At 58.9% G+C, this 18,170-nt stretch carries 17 protein-coding genes; 8 read left to right on the top strand and 9 right to left on the bottom strand.

The genetic code is table 11. From position 1 onward, the window contains the following. Positions 1-20: 20 nt before the first annotated feature. Entirely contained in the window at positions 21-917 is an 897-nt protein-coding gene (locus tag AAE029_RS17105; RefSeq protein WP_371074059.1) for a branched-chain amino acid ABC transporter permease, read from the top strand. A gap of 33 nt (positions 918-950) precedes the next feature. On the opposite strand, the gene AAE029_RS17110 is transcribed toward AAE029_RS17105, so the two are convergent. The 5 genes from AAE029_RS17110 to AAE029_RS17130 all read right to left on the bottom strand — a co-directional run bounded on the left by AAE029_RS17110 (position 951) and on the right by AAE029_RS17130 (position 5,184). Next, positions 951-1,418, bottom strand: a complete 468-nt coding sequence (locus tag AAE029_RS17110) for a molybdenum cofactor biosynthesis protein MoaE (RefSeq protein WP_371074060.1) — start codon at positions 1,416-1,418, stop codon at positions 951-953. 6 nt (positions 1,419-1,424) lie between these two features. After that, positions 1,425-1,679, bottom strand: coding sequence for a molybdopterin converting factor subunit 1 (gene moaD / locus AAE029_RS17115; RefSeq protein ID WP_371074170.1), 255 nt, complete (start codon positions 1,677-1,679; stop codon positions 1,425-1,427). Next, the gene (gene pgsA / locus AAE029_RS17120) at positions 1,679-2,269 is read right to left on the bottom strand and encodes a CDP-diacylglycerol--glycerol-3-phosphate 3-phosphatidyltransferase (protein ID WP_371074061.1); all 591 of its coding nucleotides are present in this window, start codon (positions 2,267-2,269) and stop codon (positions 1,679-1,681) included. Before pgsA ends, moaD begins: the two co-directional genes overlap by 1 nt. Before the next feature lie 111 nt (positions 2,270-2,380). Beyond that, positions 2,381-4,420, bottom strand: coding sequence for an excinuclease ABC subunit UvrC (gene uvrC, locus AAE029_RS17125; RefSeq protein WP_371074062.1), 2,040 nt, complete (start codon positions 4,418-4,420; stop codon positions 2,381-2,383). Beyond that, positions 4,417-5,184 (bottom strand): SDR family oxidoreductase, encoded by a 768-nt coding sequence (locus tag AAE029_RS17130; RefSeq protein ID WP_371074063.1) that lies wholly within the window; start codon positions 5,182-5,184, stop codon positions 4,417-4,419. The genes uvrC and AAE029_RS17130 overlap by 4 nt, the downstream gene beginning before the upstream one ends. Positions 5,185-5,540: 356 nt before the next feature. Between AAE029_RS17130 and AAE029_RS17135 the strand changes: the two genes are divergently transcribed. After that, positions 5,541-6,173 carry an outer membrane protein gene (locus tag AAE029_RS17135; protein WP_371074064.1) on the top strand — a complete coding sequence of 211 codons (633 nt, stop codon included), beginning with the start codon at positions 5,541-5,543 and terminating at the stop codon, positions 6,171-6,173. A gap of 65 nt (positions 6,174-6,238) precedes the next feature. On the opposite strand, the gene AAE029_RS17140 is transcribed toward AAE029_RS17135, so the two are convergent. Both AAE029_RS17140 and AAE029_RS17145 read right to left on the bottom strand, forming a co-directional pair. Beyond that, positions 6,239-6,835 (bottom strand): glutathione S-transferase family protein, encoded by a 597-nt coding sequence (locus tag AAE029_RS17140; protein ID WP_371074065.1) that lies wholly within the window; start codon positions 6,833-6,835, stop codon positions 6,239-6,241. A 49-nt stretch (positions 6,836-6,884) separates the two neighbouring features. After that, positions 6,885-7,754, bottom strand: a complete 870-nt coding sequence (locus AAE029_RS17145; protein WP_371074066.1) for a 23S rRNA (adenine(2030)-N(6))-methyltransferase RlmJ — start codon at positions 7,752-7,754, stop codon at positions 6,885-6,887. Between the two features lie 16 nt (positions 7,755-7,770). Here AAE029_RS17145 and AAE029_RS17150 point away from each other — a divergent pair, with 16 nt between their 5' ends. The 3 genes from AAE029_RS17150 (at position 7,771) to AAE029_RS17160 (ending at position 11,925) form a co-directional block, all read left to right on the top strand. Beyond that, positions 7,771-9,960, top strand: a complete 2,190-nt coding sequence (locus AAE029_RS17150) for a molybdopterin-dependent oxidoreductase (RefSeq protein WP_371074067.1) — start codon at positions 7,771-7,773, stop codon at positions 9,958-9,960. Next, on the top strand, positions 9,957-10,577 hold the full coding sequence (locus tag AAE029_RS17155) for an NUDIX domain-containing protein (RefSeq protein WP_371074068.1): 621 nt from the start codon (positions 9,957-9,959) through the stop codon (positions 10,575-10,577). The genes AAE029_RS17150 and AAE029_RS17155 overlap by 4 nt, the downstream gene beginning before the upstream one ends. A 178-nt stretch (positions 10,578-10,755) precedes the next feature. Further along, complete coding sequence (locus tag AAE029_RS17160; RefSeq protein ID WP_371074069.1) at positions 10,756-11,925, top strand: alpha-D-ribose 1-methylphosphonate 5-triphosphate diphosphatase; 1,170 nt, start codon at positions 10,756-10,758, stop codon at positions 11,923-11,925. Positions 11,926-12,007: 82 nt separating this feature from the next. On the opposite strand, the gene purN is transcribed toward AAE029_RS17160, so the two are convergent. Next, positions 12,008-12,724 carry a phosphoribosylglycinamide formyltransferase gene (gene purN, locus AAE029_RS17165; RefSeq protein ID WP_371074070.1) on the bottom strand — a complete coding sequence of 239 codons (717 nt, stop codon included), beginning with the start codon at positions 12,722-12,724 and terminating at the stop codon, positions 12,008-12,010. Then, a complete protein-coding gene (purM, locus tag AAE029_RS17170; protein ID WP_371074071.1) occupies positions 12,721-13,794 on the bottom strand; it encodes a phosphoribosylformylglycinamidine cyclo-ligase in 1,074 nt (357 codons plus the stop codon). Before purM ends, purN begins: the two co-directional genes overlap by 4 nt. A 258-nt stretch (positions 13,795-14,052) precedes the next feature. On the opposite strand from purM, the gene AAE029_RS17175 reads away from it, so the two are divergent. The 3 genes from AAE029_RS17175 to AAE029_RS17185 all read left to right on the top strand — a co-directional run bounded on the left by AAE029_RS17175 (position 14,053) and on the right by AAE029_RS17185 (position 18,159). Continuing rightward, entirely contained in the window at positions 14,053-15,201 is a 1,149-nt protein-coding gene (locus AAE029_RS17175; protein ID WP_371074072.1) for an AI-2E family transporter, read from the top strand. Then, positions 15,179-15,892, top strand: coding sequence for a DnaA regulatory inactivator HdaA (hdaA, locus tag AAE029_RS17180; RefSeq protein ID WP_371074073.1), 714 nt, complete (start codon positions 15,179-15,181; stop codon positions 15,890-15,892). The genes AAE029_RS17175 and hdaA overlap by 23 nt, the downstream gene beginning before the upstream one ends. Positions 15,893-15,957: 65 nt before the next feature. After that, entirely contained in the window at positions 15,958-18,159 is a 2,202-nt protein-coding gene (locus AAE029_RS17185; protein ID WP_371074074.1) for an RNA degradosome polyphosphate kinase, read from the top strand. Positions 18,160-18,170: the final 11 nt, after the last annotated feature.

An 18,170-nucleotide genomic window follows, 5' to 3' on the forward strand; every position in this document is an offset into this window, starting at 1 on the left:
ACCTGCTTCGGAGTTCAGTGATGGCCTATCTTCTGCAGCAGCTAGCCAATGCCGTTCCGATGGCGGCGCTCTATGCGGCGCTTGCCTTTGGCTATGCTATTGCCTTCGGCGTGACGAAACGCGCCGACATCACCTATGGAGCGCTCTTCGCCTTTGCGGGGCAGATTCTCCTGCTTTTCACCGATGTGGGTTACACGCGGCTCTGGCTGGTATTGCCGGCCGCCTTCGCATTCGGTGCGGTGATCTCCTTTGCCTATACGATCGGAGCAGGCATTTTCATCGGTCGGTCGATCATGCAGCCGCTTGTGAAAAAATCACCGAACACGGTGATTGTCGCAGCGCTCGGTATCGTGATCGTGCTGATGGAGACGGCCCGTCTGGCTTCCGACACGCGCAGCCTGTGGCTGCCGCCGTTTCTCAACACCGCGGTCGTCTTTTGGACGGATGGCTCCTTCAAGGTGACCCTGACCCATATTCAGTTGCTCAACACCGGCCTGATGTGTGCGATGATCGCGCTCGGCGCTTTCGTTCTCAGACAGACCGCCTGGGGTCGGGTCTGGCGCGCCGTAACGGATGATCCGCTGGCCGCCGAACTCTGCGGCACTAGCGCCGACCGCGTCTTTTTGATCGCCTATGCCGCCGCGGCGCTCTTCGCCACACTCTGCGGCCTGCTGGCGACCTCCTACTACGGCACCATGGATTTCGGCGCCGGGCTGATGTTCGGGCTCAAGGTTCTGATGATCGCTGCCGTTGGCGGTTATTCCGATCCGGTGAAATCGGCCGCCGGTGCCGGTGTGCTCGGCGTCGTCGAGACCCTCTGGGGCGCCTATGGCCCCTTCCTCTGGCGCGATCTGATGATCTTCTCGCTGCTGGTCTTTCTGCTGGTCTTGAGCCGCCGCGAACGGGCCATTCCTTGAGGCGAATACATGTCGCGCAAAAGTGCGACAGACTTAGTTGGACGTCCACTTGTCGCGCGCGGCATCGTCAGCGTCCTTCGCCGATACCCATTCGCCGGTCTTGCCATCGCGACCATGCTCCTTCTTCCAGAATGGAGCGGAGGTCTTCAGGAAATCCATGACAAAGCTGGCGCCGTCGAAGGCGGCCTGCCGATGCGGTGCGGCCGCGATGACGAGCACGATATTCTCGCCCGCCGCTATCTTGCCGAAGCGGTGGATGGCGGTCAGGCCGAGAAGATGAAACCGCTCGATGGCAAGCTTGGCGATGCGCGCCATCTCTGCCTCCGCCATGCCGGGATAATGCTCGAGCTCAAGAGCGGACAATGTACCGCCGTCATCCCGGCAGAGGCCTGAGAAGGTCACGATTGCGCCGAGGTCAAGTTGCCCTTTCCTGAGAAGGTCGACTTCCGTCTGCAGATCGAAATCCTCGCGCTGGACCCTGATCGTCGGCACCGCGGTCATGCGCGTTCACCCTCCCGTCATCGGTGGGAAGATGCCGATTTCGCGCGCGCCGCCGATCGGCTCGTGATGATCGACATGCTCCTGATCGATGGCGACGCGGATGACATCAGGATATTGAAGTGCCGTCTCATATTCGTCACCTAGCGTCTTCAAATGATTGAGAAGATCCGCAACGGTCACGACGTCGGTCGGCAGCGAAATCTCTTCCTCTCCCTTGCCGATCCTCTCGCGTATCCAGGCAAAATAGACGAGCCGTGTCATCATTCCTCATCCACCACATGTTTCAAGCCGGCACGGAAATAATCGTAACCGGTGTAGATCGTCAGCAGCGCCGCGACCCACAGAAGGAATATACCCATTTGCGTCGTGTAAGGCACCATCTTGTCGCCCGCCGGGCCGGCAAGCAAGAAGGCAATGGCGACGAGCTGAAGCGTCGTCTTCCACTTCGCGATCCGAGTTACCGGCACGCTGACCTTGAGGCCTGCCAAATATTCCCGCAGCCCTGAGACCAGAATCTCGCGGCAAAGGATGATGATTGCGGCCCAGAGGGACCAGCCGGCGATCGTTCCGTCCGCAGCGACCAGCAGCAGGATGGAAGCGACGAGCAGCTTATCGGCGATTGGGTCCAGCATTCGACCAATATTCGACGTCTGGTTCCAGATTCGTGCCAAATAGCCGTCGAGGAAGTCTGTGATCGAAGCGATGACGAAGATCCACAGCGCGACCCAGCGAGCGAAATCGGAACTCTGCAATCTGCCTTCGATGAAAAAGCAAAGCACGATGAGCGGCACGGCCAGAATGCGGCCATAGGTCAGCAGATTGGGAAGGCTGTATGCGCGCGACGAGGCCATGAGGATCTTTTCTCTGAAATAATTCGCCGTAGATGAAGGCTTTCGCCCGAGAGCGTCAACATTCTTTCGAGTTTTTCATTGAGTTTACGTGGAATTTGCGACCGGAGGCCACTATTTCGCGGCATCCTCGTGAAAGTGATTGTAGACCTGCCTTGCGACTGCTTCGGAGATGCCTTCGACTGCCATCAGATCCGAAAGCGCCGCGCGTGAGACGGCTTTTGCCGTGCCGAAATGCTGCAGCAGGGCCCGCTTGCGGGAAGGCCCGATGCCGCCGATTTCGTCCAGCGGGTTCTTGACCATCTCTTTCTTGCGCCGCGCCCTATGCGAACCGATCGCGAAGCGGTGGGCCTCATCACGCAGGCGTTGAATGAAGTAGAGCACCGGGTCGCGCGGCGGCAGCGTGAAACTTTCACGACCCGGCGCAAAGAAGCGTTCGCGGCCGGCGTCGCGGTCGACACCCTTGGCGACGCCAATGGCGATGACGCTGTCGGTGATCCCGAGTTCTTCGAGAATGGCGCGGACGGCGGTCATCTGTCCCTGTCCGCCGTCGATGAGAATCACGTCCGGCCATGTCGGGAAAGGCATGTCGGCCGACTCCGCAGAGGAGGGAGGCTCGCTGCGGTCGGGCTTGCCTTCCTCCTTCAACAGCCGGGAAAAGCGGCGAGTCATCACTTCGCGCATCATGCCGAAGTCGTCGCCTGGCGTAATGTCGGTCGATTTGATGTTGAATTTTCGATATTGGCCTTTGACAAAGCCTTCCGGCCCGGCGACCACCATGCCACCGACGGCGTTCGTGCCCATTATGTGCGAGTTGTCGTAGATCTCGATGCGTTGTGGTACGTAGGGGAGCTGGAAGGTTTCCCTGAAGCCTTCGAGCAGCCGCGATTGCGATGCCGTTTCGGCAAGCTTGCGGCCATGTGCTTCGCGGGCATTTGCAACGACATGATCGACGAGGTCCCTCTTCTCGCCGCGCTGGGGCACCAGGATCGAAACCTTGTGCCCTGCCTTTTCCGAAAGTGCTGCGGTGAGCAATTCGATTTCCTCCACCGTCTCCGATAGCAGGATCTGCCGCGGCACGGGCTTGTCGTCATAGAACTGCGCCAGGAACGCGCTCAGGACCTCGGCGCTGGAGAGCTGCGGATCGGCTTTCGGGAAATAGGCGCGATTGCCCCAGTTCTGTCCCGTGCGGAAGAAGAAGACCTGGATGCATGAGACGCCGCCTTCATGGTGAATGGCAAAGACGTCCGCTTCCTCGACCCCCGCGGGATTGATGCCCTGATGGCTCTGTACATGCGACAGTGCGGCCAGTCGGTCGCGATAGATCGCGGCGCGCTCGAAGTCTAGGTTCTCGGCAGCCTCGTTCATGGCTTCTGCCATATGCGCCTTGACGTTCTGGCTCTTGCCGGAAAGGAAATCCTTGGCTTCCCGTACAAGCTCTGCATAGCCTTCGTCGCTGATCTCGCGCGTGCACGGGCCGGAGCAGCGCTTGATCTGATAGAGCAGGCAGGGACGCGTGCGCGTCTCGAAGACGCTGTCCGTGCAGGTGCGGATCAAAAAGGCTCGCTGCAGCGAATTAATCGTGCGGCCGACCGCGCCGGCCGAGGCGAAGGGGCCAAAATAGTCCCCCTTGCGGGCGCGCGCCCCGCGGTGCTTGAAAATTGCCGGTGCGCGATGGTCACCCGTTATGAGGATATAGGGAAAGGACTTATCGTCGCGCAGCAGAACGTTGAAGCGCGGCCGCAGGCGCTTGATCAGATTCGCTTCCAGCAGCAGCGCCTCGATTTCCGTTCGCGTCGTCACGAACTCCATGTTCGCGGTCTCGCGGATCATGCGGGTGATGCGGTTGGAATGGCCACGACCGAGGGCATAATTGTTGACGCGTTTCTTCAGGCTCCGCGCCTTGCCGACATAGAGCACGTCGCCAGTTTCGTTGAGCATGCGATAGACGCCCGGCGCATTCGGCAGGCGCTTTACGAACGCGCCGATGAGCTCCGCGCCGCTGAGACCCGATTCGTTCTTTCCGCCTTCGTTCCAATCGATAACGCTTCCGACCGCCGAGACGGTTTCGCTTTCCACCACCTCGATATCGTCTTCAGCGTCATCCGAGTCGTCATAGAGAATGCCGCCGTCAGGCAGCTTTCGTCCGTTCATTCCTTGATCTCCAACACATCCGGCGTTTGCCACCGAAGATGCTGACCGCCGTCCAAGGCAATCATTTGGCCCGTGATCGAGGGCGTGTCAAAAAGAAAGCGGATCGTGCGGCCGAATTCCTCCGGCTGCGGGCCAATCTTCAAAAGAACGGCATCGATCTGGGCCTGGAAGTCCTCGACCGATTGCCGGCTGCTCGGCATTGAGGGGCCGGGACCGATTCCGTTCACGCGGATGTGGGGAGCCAGAGCCTGTGCCATTGTCTGCGTCGCCGTCCAGAGCGCCGATTTAGAAAGCGTATAGGAATAGAAGCGTGGATTGAGTGACCACACGCGCTGGTCGATGATATTGACGACGAGGCCTGTCGCGTCCGCGGGCAACTGCTCGGCAAATGCCGCGGCAAGCATGCTCGGCGCACGAACATGGAGGGCGAAATGCTCTTCCCATATGGCGCTGTCAAAATGCAGCACGGTATCGTTGCGAAAAATCGAGGCATTATTCACCAACAAGCCGATCGGTCCGATAGCGGCTGCAGCCTGACCCAGAAGTGTTGCCGTTTCCCCGGTATCGGTGAGGTCTGCCTTGATAGCGACGGCGGTGCCGCCTTTGTCCCGCAATTCCGCAGCCAGTTGTTCAGCCATCTCCAGGGAATGATTGGCATGAATGGCGACGGCGAAATCATGCGCCACCAGATCCTCTGCAATGATCCGACCAATTCGTCGCGCCGCACCGGTCACCAGAGCTGATTTCAGTCTTTTCTGCCTCAAAGTCTTGCCTTTTCAATCGCACGATCTCAGCTAGCCGTTATATAGGCTGCTGGCCCTATCCATAAATAGATAAAGCCAGCGCATTTTCTCTCCGTTCTTCTCTGTAGAACTTAAGAGATATTTGCGTAAAATTAAGTATATTCACTTTAACTATTCATTATGGTTAACAATTTCCGATGTTGCTGTTAAGCAACATCGAATTTTGGCCACGTCTGAGCCACAATGATTTCATATTTTGGCTCTTCCAATTCCTCAATTGCATTTCAATTTCATCACCAACCGGGAGGGACATTTAGTAATTTCTCGTGATGCTTCGCGGATAGCGACGAAGGGCACGAGACTGAAAGGAGAAATGTATGCGTATATTTATAACCTCCCTGCTGGCCTCGACTTTCGCCATTGCGGGCTTTACCGCGGCGCGCGCGGCCGATGCCGTCGATCAGATTCCGCAAGCTCCCATTGCACAGGAAGAGCCTGTCGCCATCCATAACTGGCAGGGCTTCTATCTCGGTGGCGCAGCCACCTATAACGCGGGTAAGTTCAAGGACGATCGCGGCGCATATGCGTGGGGCGGTCAGCTTTACACCGGTTATAACTGGCAGATGGACAAGATCGTCTATGGTGTCGAAGCCGACCTGGGCTATTCCGGCGCCGACCAGACGGTCAATGGCATCGACAGCAAGAACGAGGCGAACGGCTCGGTGCGCGGCCGCATCGGCTACGACCTCAATCCGTTCCTGCTCTATGGTACAGCAGGTGTGGCTTTGACAAAGAACAAGGCTGAAGACGCTACCTCTTCGGACAGCAACACCGCATGGGGTTACACGGTCGGTGCCGGTGTCGAAGCCTTCGTCACCAACAACATCACGACCCGCGTCGAATATCGCTTTACCGATTACCAGAACAAGGACTTCAATCTCGACTCTGGAACGGTCTCGCGCGGTTACGACGAACACAGTGTCAAGGTCGGTATCGGCGTCAAGTTCTGATAGCGCTAGCAAAGTGATTGAAAAAGCCGGGCATGTCCCGGCTTTTTTGTATGGGAAAGATGTCCTCAAGCCTGAGGCTTGAGCTCCGCATAATCAGGAAAACGCGTTTCAAATGCCTGCACCCAGTCGGCGAGGGCAGCGCGACCGGCCTCCCACTGACCCTTGAAGCGCAGGTCCAGATAGCCGAGTGTGGCGGCAAGAGCGAAATCTCCACCAGTCAGATTTTCTTCAAGCTTCGGCGGGTTGGCGTTGATGTGATCGAGGCTGCGCACGACCTTGCTCCACTGCCGGTCGATCCAAGGCTGGTGAACCTTTTCTTCATCGCGGAAGCGCCTTTCGTAGACGATTGCGAGCAGGGAGTCGCAGATGCCGTCGCAGAGGGACTCCAGTATATCCGCCGTCGTGCGTTTCGCATCGTTCACTGGATAGAGCGTTCTGCCCTTCAGGCGATCGAAATAATGCATGATGGCGATGCTGTCGAAAACCGAGACGCCATCATCCGTCAGAAGCGTCGGGATCTTTCCGAGCGGATTGTTCTCGATGAGAATCGGCGTGCCGGCATTGCTGTCGACCTGGACTTCGGTGATCTCCATGCCGAGATACCGGGCTGCCATGCGGACCTTGCTGGAATAGGGGGATGCGGGAGAACAAAGCAGGTTCATGAGGAGAGACCTTTGGAGCGGATGCAGCGGTGAGGGGCAGGCCTATTCATCACGCCTCTATGCGCCGGTCAATCTCGCCGCGGAGCCAGAACGCTCGATGCGAGGCGAAGCGGTCCTGTGCGAGGATATCTTTCAAGGCGGGTAACAGGGCGTGCAATTCGTCCTTCAGCGTGAACGGCGGATTGACGATGACGAGCCCGGAACCTGTCAAACCAGTCGTATGGCGATCGCTGCGCACGGCGAGCTCGACGCAAAGCATTTTCGGAATCGTGAGCGCCTGCAATGTCTCATGGAAAGTCTGGATCGGCGCACCCTTTTTCATGGGGTACCACAAGCAGTAGGTGCCGCCCGGAAACCGGCGCCAGGCCCTGGCGAGGCCGTCGGCAAGCCGCTGATATTCGTCATCCTCCTCGAAGGGCGGATCCACCAGCACAATGCCGCGCTTCTCCTTTGGCGGCAGGTGCGCGCCGAGCGCCAACCAGCCGTCGAGTTCGGTGATGCGGACATGGTGATCGCCCTCGAAGAGCCGATGCAGCCGTGTATAGTCTTCAGGGTGCAGTTCCATCGCCGAAAGCCGGTCCTGCGGCCGGAAGAGCATGCGCGCAAGTTTGGGCGAGCCCGGATAGAAGCGGATGCCACCCTCGGGATTGAGCTGGCGCACCGCCGAAAGATAGGGCTCCAGCAGATCCGCGATCTGGGGCGTCAGATCCGCATCGATGATGCGGCCGATTCCGTCGCGCCACTCGCCAGTCTTCTGTGCTTCCTCGGAAGAGAGATCGTAAAGTCCGATGCCGGCATGGGTATCCAGCACCCGGAAGGCCTTGTCCTTGTTCTGCATGTAGCGAATGAGCCGCGCCAGTACTGCGTGCTTGAGGACATCGGCAAAATTGCCGGCATGATAGAGGTGGCGGTAGTTCATTTTCGCTGATGCCTCGATGAAATCACATTATCGGTGCGATTTGCGGCTTTTGGCCTGCTGTGGCTTGGCATATAGAAATCGCATGAACATTGCGACCCCGACACACGCCAAAACGAGAATCGGTCATACCGCCTGTCCCCATGACTGTCCCTCCACCTGTGCGCTCGAGGTGGAACTTGTCGAGGATGGCAGAATCGGTCGCGTGCGCGGCGCCAATGACCATTCCTATACTGCAGGTGTCATCTGCGCCAAGGTCGCGCGCTACGCCGAGCGTGTCTATCACCCGGATCGCCTGATGCGTCCGCTGCGCCGCAGCGGCAGCAAGGGCGAGGGGAATTGGCAGGAAATCTCGTGGGAGGATGCGCTGGACGAGATCGCCAATGCCTTCGTCAAGGCGGAAGCCAAGGATGGCAGTGAGGCAGTCTGGCCCTATTTCTACGCCGGCACCATGGGCTGGGTGCAGCGCGATTCCATCGAACGGCTGCGTCATGCCAAGCGTTATTCCGGTTTCTTCGATTCGATCTGCACCAATCCGGCTTGGACCGGCTTCACCGCAGCGGCCGGTACCCTGCGCGGACCTGATCCACGGGAAATGGGCCGGACGGACTGTGTCGTCATCTGGGGCACCAATGCGGTCTCCACGCAGGTCAATGTGATGACCCATGCCGTGAAGTCGCGCAAGGACCGCGGCGCCAAGATCGTTGCAATCGATATCTATGACAATCCGACCATGAAGCAGGCCGATATGGCTCTCATCGTCAAGCCGGGCACGGACGCAGCCCTTGCCTGTGCCGTCATGCATATCGCCTTTCGCGACGGCTATGCCGACCGCGCCTATATGGAAAAATATGCCGACGATCCGAGAGGCTTGGAAGCGCATCTGAGGGCAAAGACGCCTGAATGGGCGGCAAGAATTACTGGATTGTCGGTGGAGGAGATCGAGACCTTCGCTCGCCTCGTGGGTACGACCAAGAAGACCTACTTCCGTCTCGGTTACGGCTTCACCCGGCAGCGCAACGGGGCGGTCGCCATGCACGCGGCCGCGTCGATCGCGACCGTTCTCGGTTCCTGGCAATATGAGGGTGGGGGCGCCTTCCATTCCAACAACGGCGTCTTCCGCATGAACAATGCCGAATTGACCGGTCGTTCGATGAAGCATCCGGATATCCGCATGCTCGACCAGTCGCAGATCGGGCGGGTGCTGACCGGCGACGCCGTTGCGTTGCGCCATCGCGGTCCGGTCACGGCCATGCTGATCCAGAACACCAATCCGATGAACATCGCACCGGAGCAACGGCTGGTGAAACGCGGTTTCGCCCGTAGCGACCTCTTTGTTGCTGTCCACGAGCAGTTCATGACCGAGACCGCCGAGATGGCCGATATCGTCATTCCGGCGACCATGTTCGTCGAGCACGACGACATCTACAAGGCTGGCGGCCAGAGCCACATCCTGCTCGGACCGAAGCTGGTCGAGCCGCCGCCAACCGTCCGCAGCAACCTCTTCGTCATCGAGGAACTGGCCAAACGCCTCGGCGTCGCCGATCGGCCTGGCTTTGGTTTGACGGCGCGTGAGATGATCGACCGCATCCTCGCGGCCAGCGATCTGCCGGACTACGACCATTTTCTGGAACACAAATGGTTCGACCGCCAGCCCGCTTTCGAGGAGGCTCACTTCCTCAACGGGTTTGCCCATCCGGGCGGCAAGTTCCGCTTTCGGGCGGATTGGGCGAACCAACCGGCGCCGAACCGGCCGCCCAAGTCCGTCGGCTTGCTCGGACCCCATAAGGAGTTACCGGTTTTTCCCGATCAGGTCGATGTCATCGAAAGCGCCGATCCCGAGCATCCGTTCCGGCTCGCGACGTCGCCCGCCCGCAACTTCCTGAATTCAAGCTTCACCGAGACGAGGACCTCACGGCAGAAGGAGGGGCGTCCGGAACTGATGATCAATCCCGAGGATGCTGCGACCTACGGCGTCGCCCATGGTGATCTCGTCCAGATCGGCAATGGTCGCGGCGAGATCCGCATCCATGCGCGTGTGACGACGGAGGTCAAGCGTGGCGTGCTGATTGCGGAAGGGCTCTGGCCGAACAAGGCGCATGTGGACGGCGAGGGGATCAATGTCCTGACCGGTGCCGACCCGATTGCACCCTATGGCGGCGCTGCAGTTCACGACAATAAGGTTTGGCTTCGCAGGGACGCTGCATGAACAAATTCGAGAGAGCAAAAGTAGAGATCGTCAGCGAAGAAACGCTGTCGAACCAGTGGACACGGTTAAGCATGTTCGCCCTCGACTACACGGATTCGCAGGGCGAGACGCATCGGTTGAAGCGCGAGGTCTACCATCGAACGCCTGCGGCCTGCATCCTGCTGTTTGATCCGAAACGGGAAACAGTCGTCCTTGTGAGACAATTCCGCCTGCCGGTCTATCTCCACGGCGAGCCTGCCTGGACGATTGAGGTTCCTGCCGGGCTTCTCGACGGCGACGAAGCGGAAGAGGCGATTCGTCGCGAGGCGATGGAGGAAACCGGAATTCGCGTACGCAACGTGCAGTTCCTTTTCAAGGCCTACAGTTCGCCGGGTTCGAACTCCGAGGTCATCCATTGCTTTGTGGCTCTCATCGACGTCGCCGACCGCATCGGCAACGGCGGCGGACTGGCCGAGGAACACGAGGACATCGAGGTGCTCGAAGTTCCGCTCGGCGCGGCCATGAGGATGATTGAAACCGGCGAGATCCTGGACGCGAAGACCATCATGCTGCTGCAGTGGGCCACGTTGAACAGGAATATTCTGGTTTCATCCGACGATGCGTCGACAAGATCATAATCATCAAAACGTTCATGCAGCTGTCATAGAGGAAGCCTACTGCATGGCCTCAAAATCGGAATCGATTTAAGCAACCATGCAGCAATTCAAAGTGTTATTGCGACCTTGTGCGTCTTATAAGCGCATGACGCCGTAAGCGCTGCATTTCAGCAAAGTTGAGATGGTCAGGAGAAAGCCGATGTGGCTTAGCAATTTCACCCTCGTTCTTCCCGATGAAGTCGTAAGCGAAGGCTCGGTGAGGATCGAGGACGGCGTGATTGCTGAACTCCGGCCGGACCCGGTCGACGGTGCCGCAATCGATGGCGGCGGACGTCTGCTGATGCCGGGCTTCGTCGATTTGCATGGCGATATGATCGAGCGTGAGATCGCGCCGCGGCCGAATGCGATGATGCCGATCGATTTCGGTATCCACGAACTGGACAAGAAGCTCGCCGCCGCCGGCGTGACCACCGCCTTCGCCGCGGTCTCCTTTGCGACCGAAAGCGTCTATGGCCACGTGCGTTCGCTCGAAACGACGTCGGCCGTCATCGAAGGAATCAATCGGCTGCGCGACCGGCTGCTGATCGACCATCGTGTTCACGCACGTTACGAGATCACCAATATCGGCGCAGCCGCCGCTTTGGAAAGACTGCTGGAAGCCGGCCACATCGATATGGTCTCGTTGACCGACCACACTCCGGGCCAGGGGCAATACAACAATATCGAAAGCTACATTCTGAGCATTGCCGAACGCCGTGCCGTCTCGGAAGAAATGGCTGCCGAAATCGTCGCAAAGCGCATTGCAATGCGCAACAATCCCGAGATCGACGCCAAGCTGAGGGAGATCGTGGCGCTTTCGCTCAGACACAAGCTTTCGCTTGCCTCCCATGACGACGACAGCGTCGAGAAGGTCACCGAGATGCACGATCTCGGCGTGACAATCAGCGAATTTCCGGTGACGCTTCCCGCCGCCGAGGAGGCGCGCCGCCGTGGCCTCTGGACGCTGATGGGAGCTCCGAATGCACTTCGCGGTCAATCCATGTCGGGTAATCTCAGCGCGCTCGATGCTGTGAAGGCCGATTTGCTGAGCACCATCGCCGCCGACTACCACCCAGCTGCCTTCGTACCAGGCATTTTCACGATCGCGGACGTTGCAAGCGGTGGACTGCCGGCAGCAGTCGCGATGGCCACCCGGAATGCTGCGCGCGCAGCCGGTCTCACGGATCGTGGCGAACTCGCCGTCGGTCAGCGTGCCGATCTGGTTGCCGTTGAGCCCGGAGACGTTCACCGTATTCGCGCCACCTTCCGCGCAGGCCGTTTCGTTTACAGTGACGGCACGCTGCATCCGCTCAAGGCTTTGGCGGCGTAAGTCAGTTTAGAGCGGGATGCCGAAAAGTGTGCGCGGTTTTCGGGCGACATCCCGCTCCAACTCTTTAGATTTAGAGGCGGATTCAGATTTCAGGTCGATTCGACCTGAAATCATCCGACTCTAGGTCGCCGAGCAGGGAAAGAAGCTGTCTTGCAGGTTCGCGCGGCGCTGCTCTATTCGTTTGGGTGACCGAGACGGCTTTTTCGCCTTCCATTCTCACTTTGCCTTCGGCAACAAGACGCAGTGACTGTGGATAGAGCTGATGCTCGACGGTAAGAACGCGCGCGGCAAGTGAATCGGACGTGTCTCCGGCGAGAACGGGTACCGCGGCCTGTCCGATCGACGGCCCTTCATCCATGCCTTCATTAACGAAATGCACGGTGCAGCCGGCAATGCGCATGCCCGCGTCCAATGCGCGCTGATGCGTATGCAGGCCCGGAAAGAGCGGTAACAGCGAAGGATGGATATTGAGGATCCGGCCCTCATAGCGTTGAATGAATGCGGCGCTCAGTAGCCGCATATAGCCCGCAAGGCAGAGGATATCCGGCGACAATGTGTCGAGCGTTTCGAAGATCGCTGCCTCATGCGCCTCCTTGCTGGAATAATCCCTCCGAACGAATGCGAAGGTCGGGATGCCTTCCGCAGAAGCCTTTGCAAGACCTCCGGCATCGGCCTTATCGGAAATAACGCCGACGATTTCGGCGGGATAGTCGGCGGCCCTCGCGGCCTGAACCAACGCCATCATGTTGGAGCCGCTACCGGAGATGAAGACGACGACACGTTTGCGCTGCAACGTCATATCGAGAGCGTGCCCTTGTAGGCGGTGCCGGCGATGCTTTCGGCGCGAGCGATCATACGTCCCAGCTTTATGACCTTCTCGCCGTCGGCTTCCAGAACCGCCGTGACGGCGGCGGCGTTTTCCGGAGCGACGACGATGATCATACCGACGCCGCAATTGAAGGTGCGCAACATCTCCTTGGCTTCGACGCCGCCAGTCTTGGCGAGCCATGAGAAAACCGGTGGAACGTCGACCGCCGCGAGATCGATCTCCGCTGTAAGATGCTTAGGCAGCACACGCGGGATATTTTCCGGAAAACCGCCTCCGGTGATGTGGGCAAGGGCCTTCAGCGCGCCTGTCTCACGGATCGCCTTCAGCAGCGGCTTTACATAGATGCGCGTCGGCGTCAGCAGCGCCTCGCCGAGTTTTTTGCCCTCGGCAAAGGGTGCGGGCGCATCCCAGTCGAGACCGGAGATCTCCACGATCTTGCGCACCAGCGAAAAACCGTTGGAATGGACGCCCGAGGAGGCGAGGCCGAGTATGATGTCACCCTCGGCTATGTCGCCGGAGGGAAGAAGCTGCCCACGTTCGGCCGCACCAACGGCAAAGCCGGCCAGATCGTAGTCACCATCGGAATACATCCCCGGCATTTCCGCGGTCTCGCCACCGATCAGCGCGCAGCCCGCTTCGCGGCAACCGGCCGCAATCCCGCCGACAATCGCAGCGCCCTGATCCGGATTGAGCTTGCCGGTTGCGAAGTAGTCGAGGAAGAACAGCGGCTCCGCGCCTTGGACGACGAGATCGTTGACGCACATGGCGACAAGGTCGATGCCCACAGTATCGTGATAGTTGGCGTCGATGGCGATCTTCAGTTTCGTGCCGACGCCATCATTGGCGGCCACAAGAACTGGATCGGTAAAGCCGGCAGCCTTGAGGTCGAACAGACCGCCAAAACCGCCGATCTCTCCATCGGCACCGGGGCGCCGGGTTGAACGGACAGCGGGCTTGATCTTTTCGACAAGCAGATTGCCGGCATCGATATCAACGCCCGCGTCGCTGTATGTCAGGCCGTTTTTTTCAGACTGGCTCATACTCGCCTCCGATGTTTCGCCGAGCTTTCGCAGGCATCGGCCGTATTTGCCGGTGGCAATTGCATGACAGCATTCTTTATGCAAGCGTCGGCTGGCTGAAAGCCGCAATTTCCAGCGGTTTAAGCGTTTGAATCGGTGAATTGTCGCGGCAGGGTTGACCACCCTCTCGCACGCATCCTATGTCCTTCTGCGGATGCGGCGAGTGAGAGCGGCTGCGGCCGGCAACGATGCGAATGCTCTCGATAATCGAGGAAAGCGATGCCACAGCAATTCAGCGGGGCAGGTCTGAAGCGCCAGGTCGTTTTCTGGCTGCTGGTCCTGTTTGCCTTCATTGCGTTTCTCTATCTTTTCAGCTCGATCCTGCTGCCCTTCATCGCCGGCATGGCCGTCGCCTATTTCCTTGATCCGGTCGCCGACCGCCTGGAGCGGCTTGGTCTGAGCCGTCTTATGGCGACTATCATGATCCTGATCGCCTTCGTGGTGGTCTTTGCGCTTGCGCTGATGATCCTGATCCCGGTTCTGATCAACCAGTTCAACGACTTCGCGCAGGGCCTTCCCGGATATATCACGCAGCTGCAGCAGTTCATCGCGAAATCCCAGGATTCGCTGCTTCCGGATTGGATCAAAAGCCAGACGGATGCCATCAAGGACAATTTGTCTGGTCTCTTGACCGAAGGCATGGGTTTCATCGGCAGCCTTTTCGCCCAGTTGTGGAATTCCGGCAAGGCAATCGTCGACGTCATCTCTCTGCTCATCGTCACGCCGGTCGTCGCCTTCTACATCCTGCTCGATTGGGACAGGATGATCGCCAAGGTCGACGCTTGGATCCCGCGTGACTATCTCGGCGATGTTCGTCAGATCGCCCGCGAAATCGACGCTGCCGTCGCCGGCTTCATCCGCGGCCAAGGCTCTCTTTGCCTGATCCTCGGCATATACTATGCTGTCGGCCTCTCGCTGCTCGGGCTGAATTTCGGCCTGCTGATCGGGCTCTTTGCCGGGATGATCAGTTTCATCCCCTATGTCGGCTCCATGGTCGGCCTCGTTCTGGCCGTCGGTGTCGCCATCGTCCAGTTCTGGCCGGACTATGTCTGGATCGGTCTGGTGCTCGTCGTTTTTTTCAGCGGCCAGTTTCTCGAAGGCAATATCCTGCAGCCGAAGCTCGTCGGCTCAAGCGTCGGCCTGCACCCGGTCTGGCTGATGTTCGCCCTCTTCGCCTTCGGTGCGCTGTTCGGTTTTGTCGGTCTTCTCGTCGCGGTTCCGGCTGCAGCAGCCGTCGGCGTTCTTGTTCGCTTCGCCATTTCGCGATATCTTCAGAGTGATCTTTATTCCGGGCATTCCCAAGACAAATCGGCGCCCGGAAAAAGCGGCAATTCCAGAGCATTAGATGAGCGATTTAAAGAACGCTGATTCAAGGCGCCGGAGCGCTGAACAGCTTCCCTTGGCCTTTACCCATGCCGCTGCCAGTGGCCGCGACGATCTGTTGGTCTCCAATCGCCTGACTGCTGCGGTCGGCGTTGTGGATGCCTGGCCGGACTGGGCCTCGCCGATCGTCATCCTCGCAGGACCCGTCGGCTCCGGCAAGTCGCACCTGGCCAGCATCTGGCAGATGCGCAGCGGCGCGCGCAATATTCATCCCAGGGCGGGCTCCGGCGCGGCGATTGCTGCGGCAGAAGGGCCAGTCGTGTTCGAGGATGCCGACAGGCAGGGATTCGATGACACGGAGCTCTTCCACGTCATCAACAGCGTTCGGGAAAACGGCACTAGCCTGCTCATGACCAGCCGGCTCTGGCCCATGTCTTGGCCGGTTGCGCTGCCAGATCTCCGGTCGCGGCTGAAGGCTGCGACGGTTGTCGAAATAGGCGAGCCGGACGAGGAACTTCTATCGCAGGTCATCGTTAAGCTCTTTGCCGACCGGCAGCTTTATATTGATGACAAACTTGTCCTTTATATCGTCAACAGAATGGAGCGGTCGCTGAACGCAGCCCAGACCATCGTCGATCGGCTGGATCGGCTGGCTTTGGCGCGCGGCACCAGAATAACCCGCACGCTGGCCGCGGAGGTATTGAACGAATTGGGAAATCCCGGCGCGGATGATTGACTGTCACAGTTCTGTCGTGAAACCTATATTACGTAGCGAAAATTAAGAACGAGGGGCAGCGGACGATGGATTCGGCAGTTACGGAACACCAGGAAATCGGCCAGGCGAACGAAAGCGTGCTTGCTCCGCTCGAAGAGCTTCTTGCGAGCCCGGAACGTTTCGTCAATCGCGAATTCTCATGGCTACAGTTCAATCGTCGCGTGCTCGAGGAAACGCTGAACACCGAGCATCCACTGCTCGAGCGTGTCCGTTTCCTCTCGATTTCCGCCGCCAACCTCGATGAATTCTTCATGGTGCGCGTCGCCGGCCTGGAAGGGCAGGTGCGTCAGAACATTTCGATGCGCAGCCCGGACGGCAAGACACCGGCCGAACAGCTGGATGATATCCTGCGGGAAATCGACAATCTGCAGATGGAGCAGCAGGCCTCGCTCGCGGTGCTGCAGCAATATCTGGCCAAGGAAGACATTCTCATCATCCGTCCGGCCGCGCTCAGTGAAGGCGACAGGCAGTGGCTTGCGAGTGAATTCGAACAGTCGATCTTTCCCGTGTTGACGCCTTTGTCGATCGACCCGGCGCATCCTTTCCCGTTCATTCCCAACCTCGGCTTCTCGATCGGCCTGCAACTCGTCAGCAAGAGCGGCCGCGAGCCGATGACGGCGCTTCTGCGTTTGCCTCCCGCGCTCGACCGTTTCATTCGTCTTCCCGACGACAGGGGCACGATCCGCTACATCACGCTCGAGGATGTCGCAAATGTCTTCATTCACCGGCTCTATCCCGGTTACGAGGTGCAGGGTTCGGGAACATTCCGCATCATCCGCGACAGCGATATCGAAGTCGAAGAAGAGGCAGAGGATCTGGTGCGCTTCTTCGAAACCGCGCTGAAGCGCCGCCGGCGCGGCAAGGTCATTCGCATCGAGACGGATTCCGAAATGCCGGCATCGCTGCGCCAGTTTGTCGTGCATGCGCTGAGCGTTCCGGACAATCGTGTTGCCGTTCTCCCAGGGCTTCTCGCTCTCAACACGCTTTCGGAGATCACCAAGGCGCCGCGCGACGATCTGAGATTCCCGCCATACAATGCGCGATTTCCCGAACGTGTCCGCGAGCATGTCGGAGACTGCTTCGCAGCCATCCGCGAAAAGGACATGGTCGTCCACCACCCCTACGAATCTTTCGACGTGGTGGTCCAGTTCCTGCTCCAGGCTGCGCGCGATCCTGATGTTCTGGCGATAAAGCAGACGTTGTATCGTACCTCTCACGACAGCCCGATCGTTCGCGCCCTCATCGATGCGGCCGATATGGGCAAGTCGGTGACGGCCCTGGTGGAACTCAAAGCTCGCTTCGACGAAGAGGCCAACATCCGCTGGGCGCGTGACCTTGAACGCGCCGGCGTACAGGTCGTCTTCGGCTTCATCGAACTCAAGACTCATGCCAAGATGTCGCTGGTGGTGCGTCGTGAGGAAGGCAAGCTTCGCAGCTACTGCCATCTTGGAACGGGCAACTATCATCCCGTTACGGCGAAGATTTACACAGATCTTTCCTTCTTCACCTGCAATCCCACCATTGCCCATGACATGGCGAACATCTTCAATTTCATTACCGGCTATGGCGAGCCGGAAGAAGGAATGAAGATCGCAGTATCGCCCTATACGCTGCGTTCGCGCATTCTCCGTCATATCGATGAGGAGATTCGGCACGCCCAGAATGGCACTCCGGCTGCGATCTGGATGAAGATGAATTCGCTCGTCGATCCCGAGATCATCGATGCGCTCTATACGGCGAGCCGCGCCGGTGTTGAGATCGATCTTGTCGTTCGCGGCATCTGCTGCTTGCGTCCGCAGGTGCCCGGCCTTTCCGACAATATCCGAGTCAAATCGATCGTCGGACGCTTCCTGGAACACAGCCGCATTTTCTGCTTCGGCAATGGCTACGGACTGCCGTCGGACAAGGCGATCGTCTATATCGGCTCGGCCGATATGATGCCGAGAAACCTCGATCGCCGCGTCGAAACGCTTGTTCCTTTGACGAATCCGACCGTTCACGAGCAGGTTCTTTCACAGATCATGCTGGGTAACGTCATTGACAATCAGCAGAGCTACGAGATATTGCCCGACGGTACATCCCGGCGCATGGAAGTGCGCAAGGGTGAGGAGCCGTTTAACGCCCAGCACTATTTCATGACCAATCCCAGCCTTTCCGGGCGTGGCGAGGCTCTGAAGTCCAGTGCACCCAAACTCATTGCCGGGCTGCTCTCCGGCAGGAACAAGTAAAACTGGAACTG

The sequence above is a fragment of the Sinorhizobium sp. CB7 genome (genome assembly GCF_041357635.1).
Taxonomy (GTDB): domain Bacteria; phylum Pseudomonadota; class Alphaproteobacteria; order Rhizobiales; family Rhizobiaceae; genus Rhizobium.

What these genes read in the sequence shown, in the direction of transcription:
- AAE029_RS17105 (WP_371074059.1), top strand. Translation starts at nt 21, where the DNA reads ATGGCCTATCTTCTGCAGCAGCTAGCCAATGCCGTTCCGATGGCGGCG.
- AAE029_RS17110 (WP_371074060.1), bottom strand. Translation starts at nt 1,418, where the DNA reads ATGACCGCGGTGCCGACGATCAGGGTCCAGCGCGAGGATTTCGATCTG.
- moaD (WP_371074170.1), bottom strand. Translation starts at nt 1,679, where the DNA reads ATGACACGGCTCGTCTATTTTGCCTGGATACGCGAGAGGATCGGCAAG.
- pgsA (WP_371074061.1), bottom strand. Translation starts at nt 2,269, where the DNA reads ATGGCCTCGTCGCGCGCATACAGCCTTCCCAATCTGCTGACCTATGGC.
- uvrC (WP_371074062.1), bottom strand. Translation starts at nt 4,420, where the DNA reads ATGAACGGACGAAAGCTGCCTGACGGCGGCATTCTCTATGACGACTCG.
- AAE029_RS17135 (WP_371074064.1), top strand. Translation starts at nt 5,541, where the DNA reads ATGCGTATATTTATAACCTCCCTGCTGGCCTCGACTTTCGCCATTGCG.
- AAE029_RS17140 (WP_371074065.1), bottom strand. Translation starts at nt 6,835, where the DNA reads ATGAACCTGCTTTGTTCTCCCGCATCCCCCTATTCCAGCAAGGTCCGC.
- AAE029_RS17145 (WP_371074066.1), bottom strand. Translation starts at nt 7,754, where the DNA reads ATGAACTACCGCCACCTCTATCATGCCGGCAATTTTGCCGATGTCCTC.
- AAE029_RS17150 (WP_371074067.1), top strand. Translation starts at nt 7,771, where the DNA reads ATGAAATCACATTATCGGTGCGATTTGCGGCTTTTGGCCTGCTGTGGC.
- AAE029_RS17155 (WP_371074068.1), top strand. Translation starts at nt 9,957, where the DNA reads ATGAACAAATTCGAGAGAGCAAAAGTAGAGATCGTCAGCGAAGAAACG.
- AAE029_RS17160 (WP_371074069.1), top strand. Translation starts at nt 10,756, where the DNA reads ATGTGGCTTAGCAATTTCACCCTCGTTCTTCCCGATGAAGTCGTAAGC.
- purN (WP_371074070.1), bottom strand. Translation starts at nt 12,724, where the DNA reads ATGACGTTGCAGCGCAAACGTGTCGTCGTCTTCATCTCCGGTAGCGGC.
- purM (WP_371074071.1), bottom strand. Translation starts at nt 13,794, where the DNA reads ATGAGCCAGTCTGAAAAAAACGGCCTGACATACAGCGACGCGGGCGTT.
- AAE029_RS17175 (WP_371074072.1), top strand. Translation starts at nt 14,053, where the DNA reads ATGCCACAGCAATTCAGCGGGGCAGGTCTGAAGCGCCAGGTCGTTTTC.
- hdaA (WP_371074073.1), top strand. Translation starts at nt 15,179, where the DNA reads ATGAGCGATTTAAAGAACGCTGATTCAAGGCGCCGGAGCGCTGAACAG.
- AAE029_RS17185 (WP_371074074.1), top strand. Translation starts at nt 15,958, where the DNA reads ATGGATTCGGCAGTTACGGAACACCAGGAAATCGGCCAGGCGAACGAA.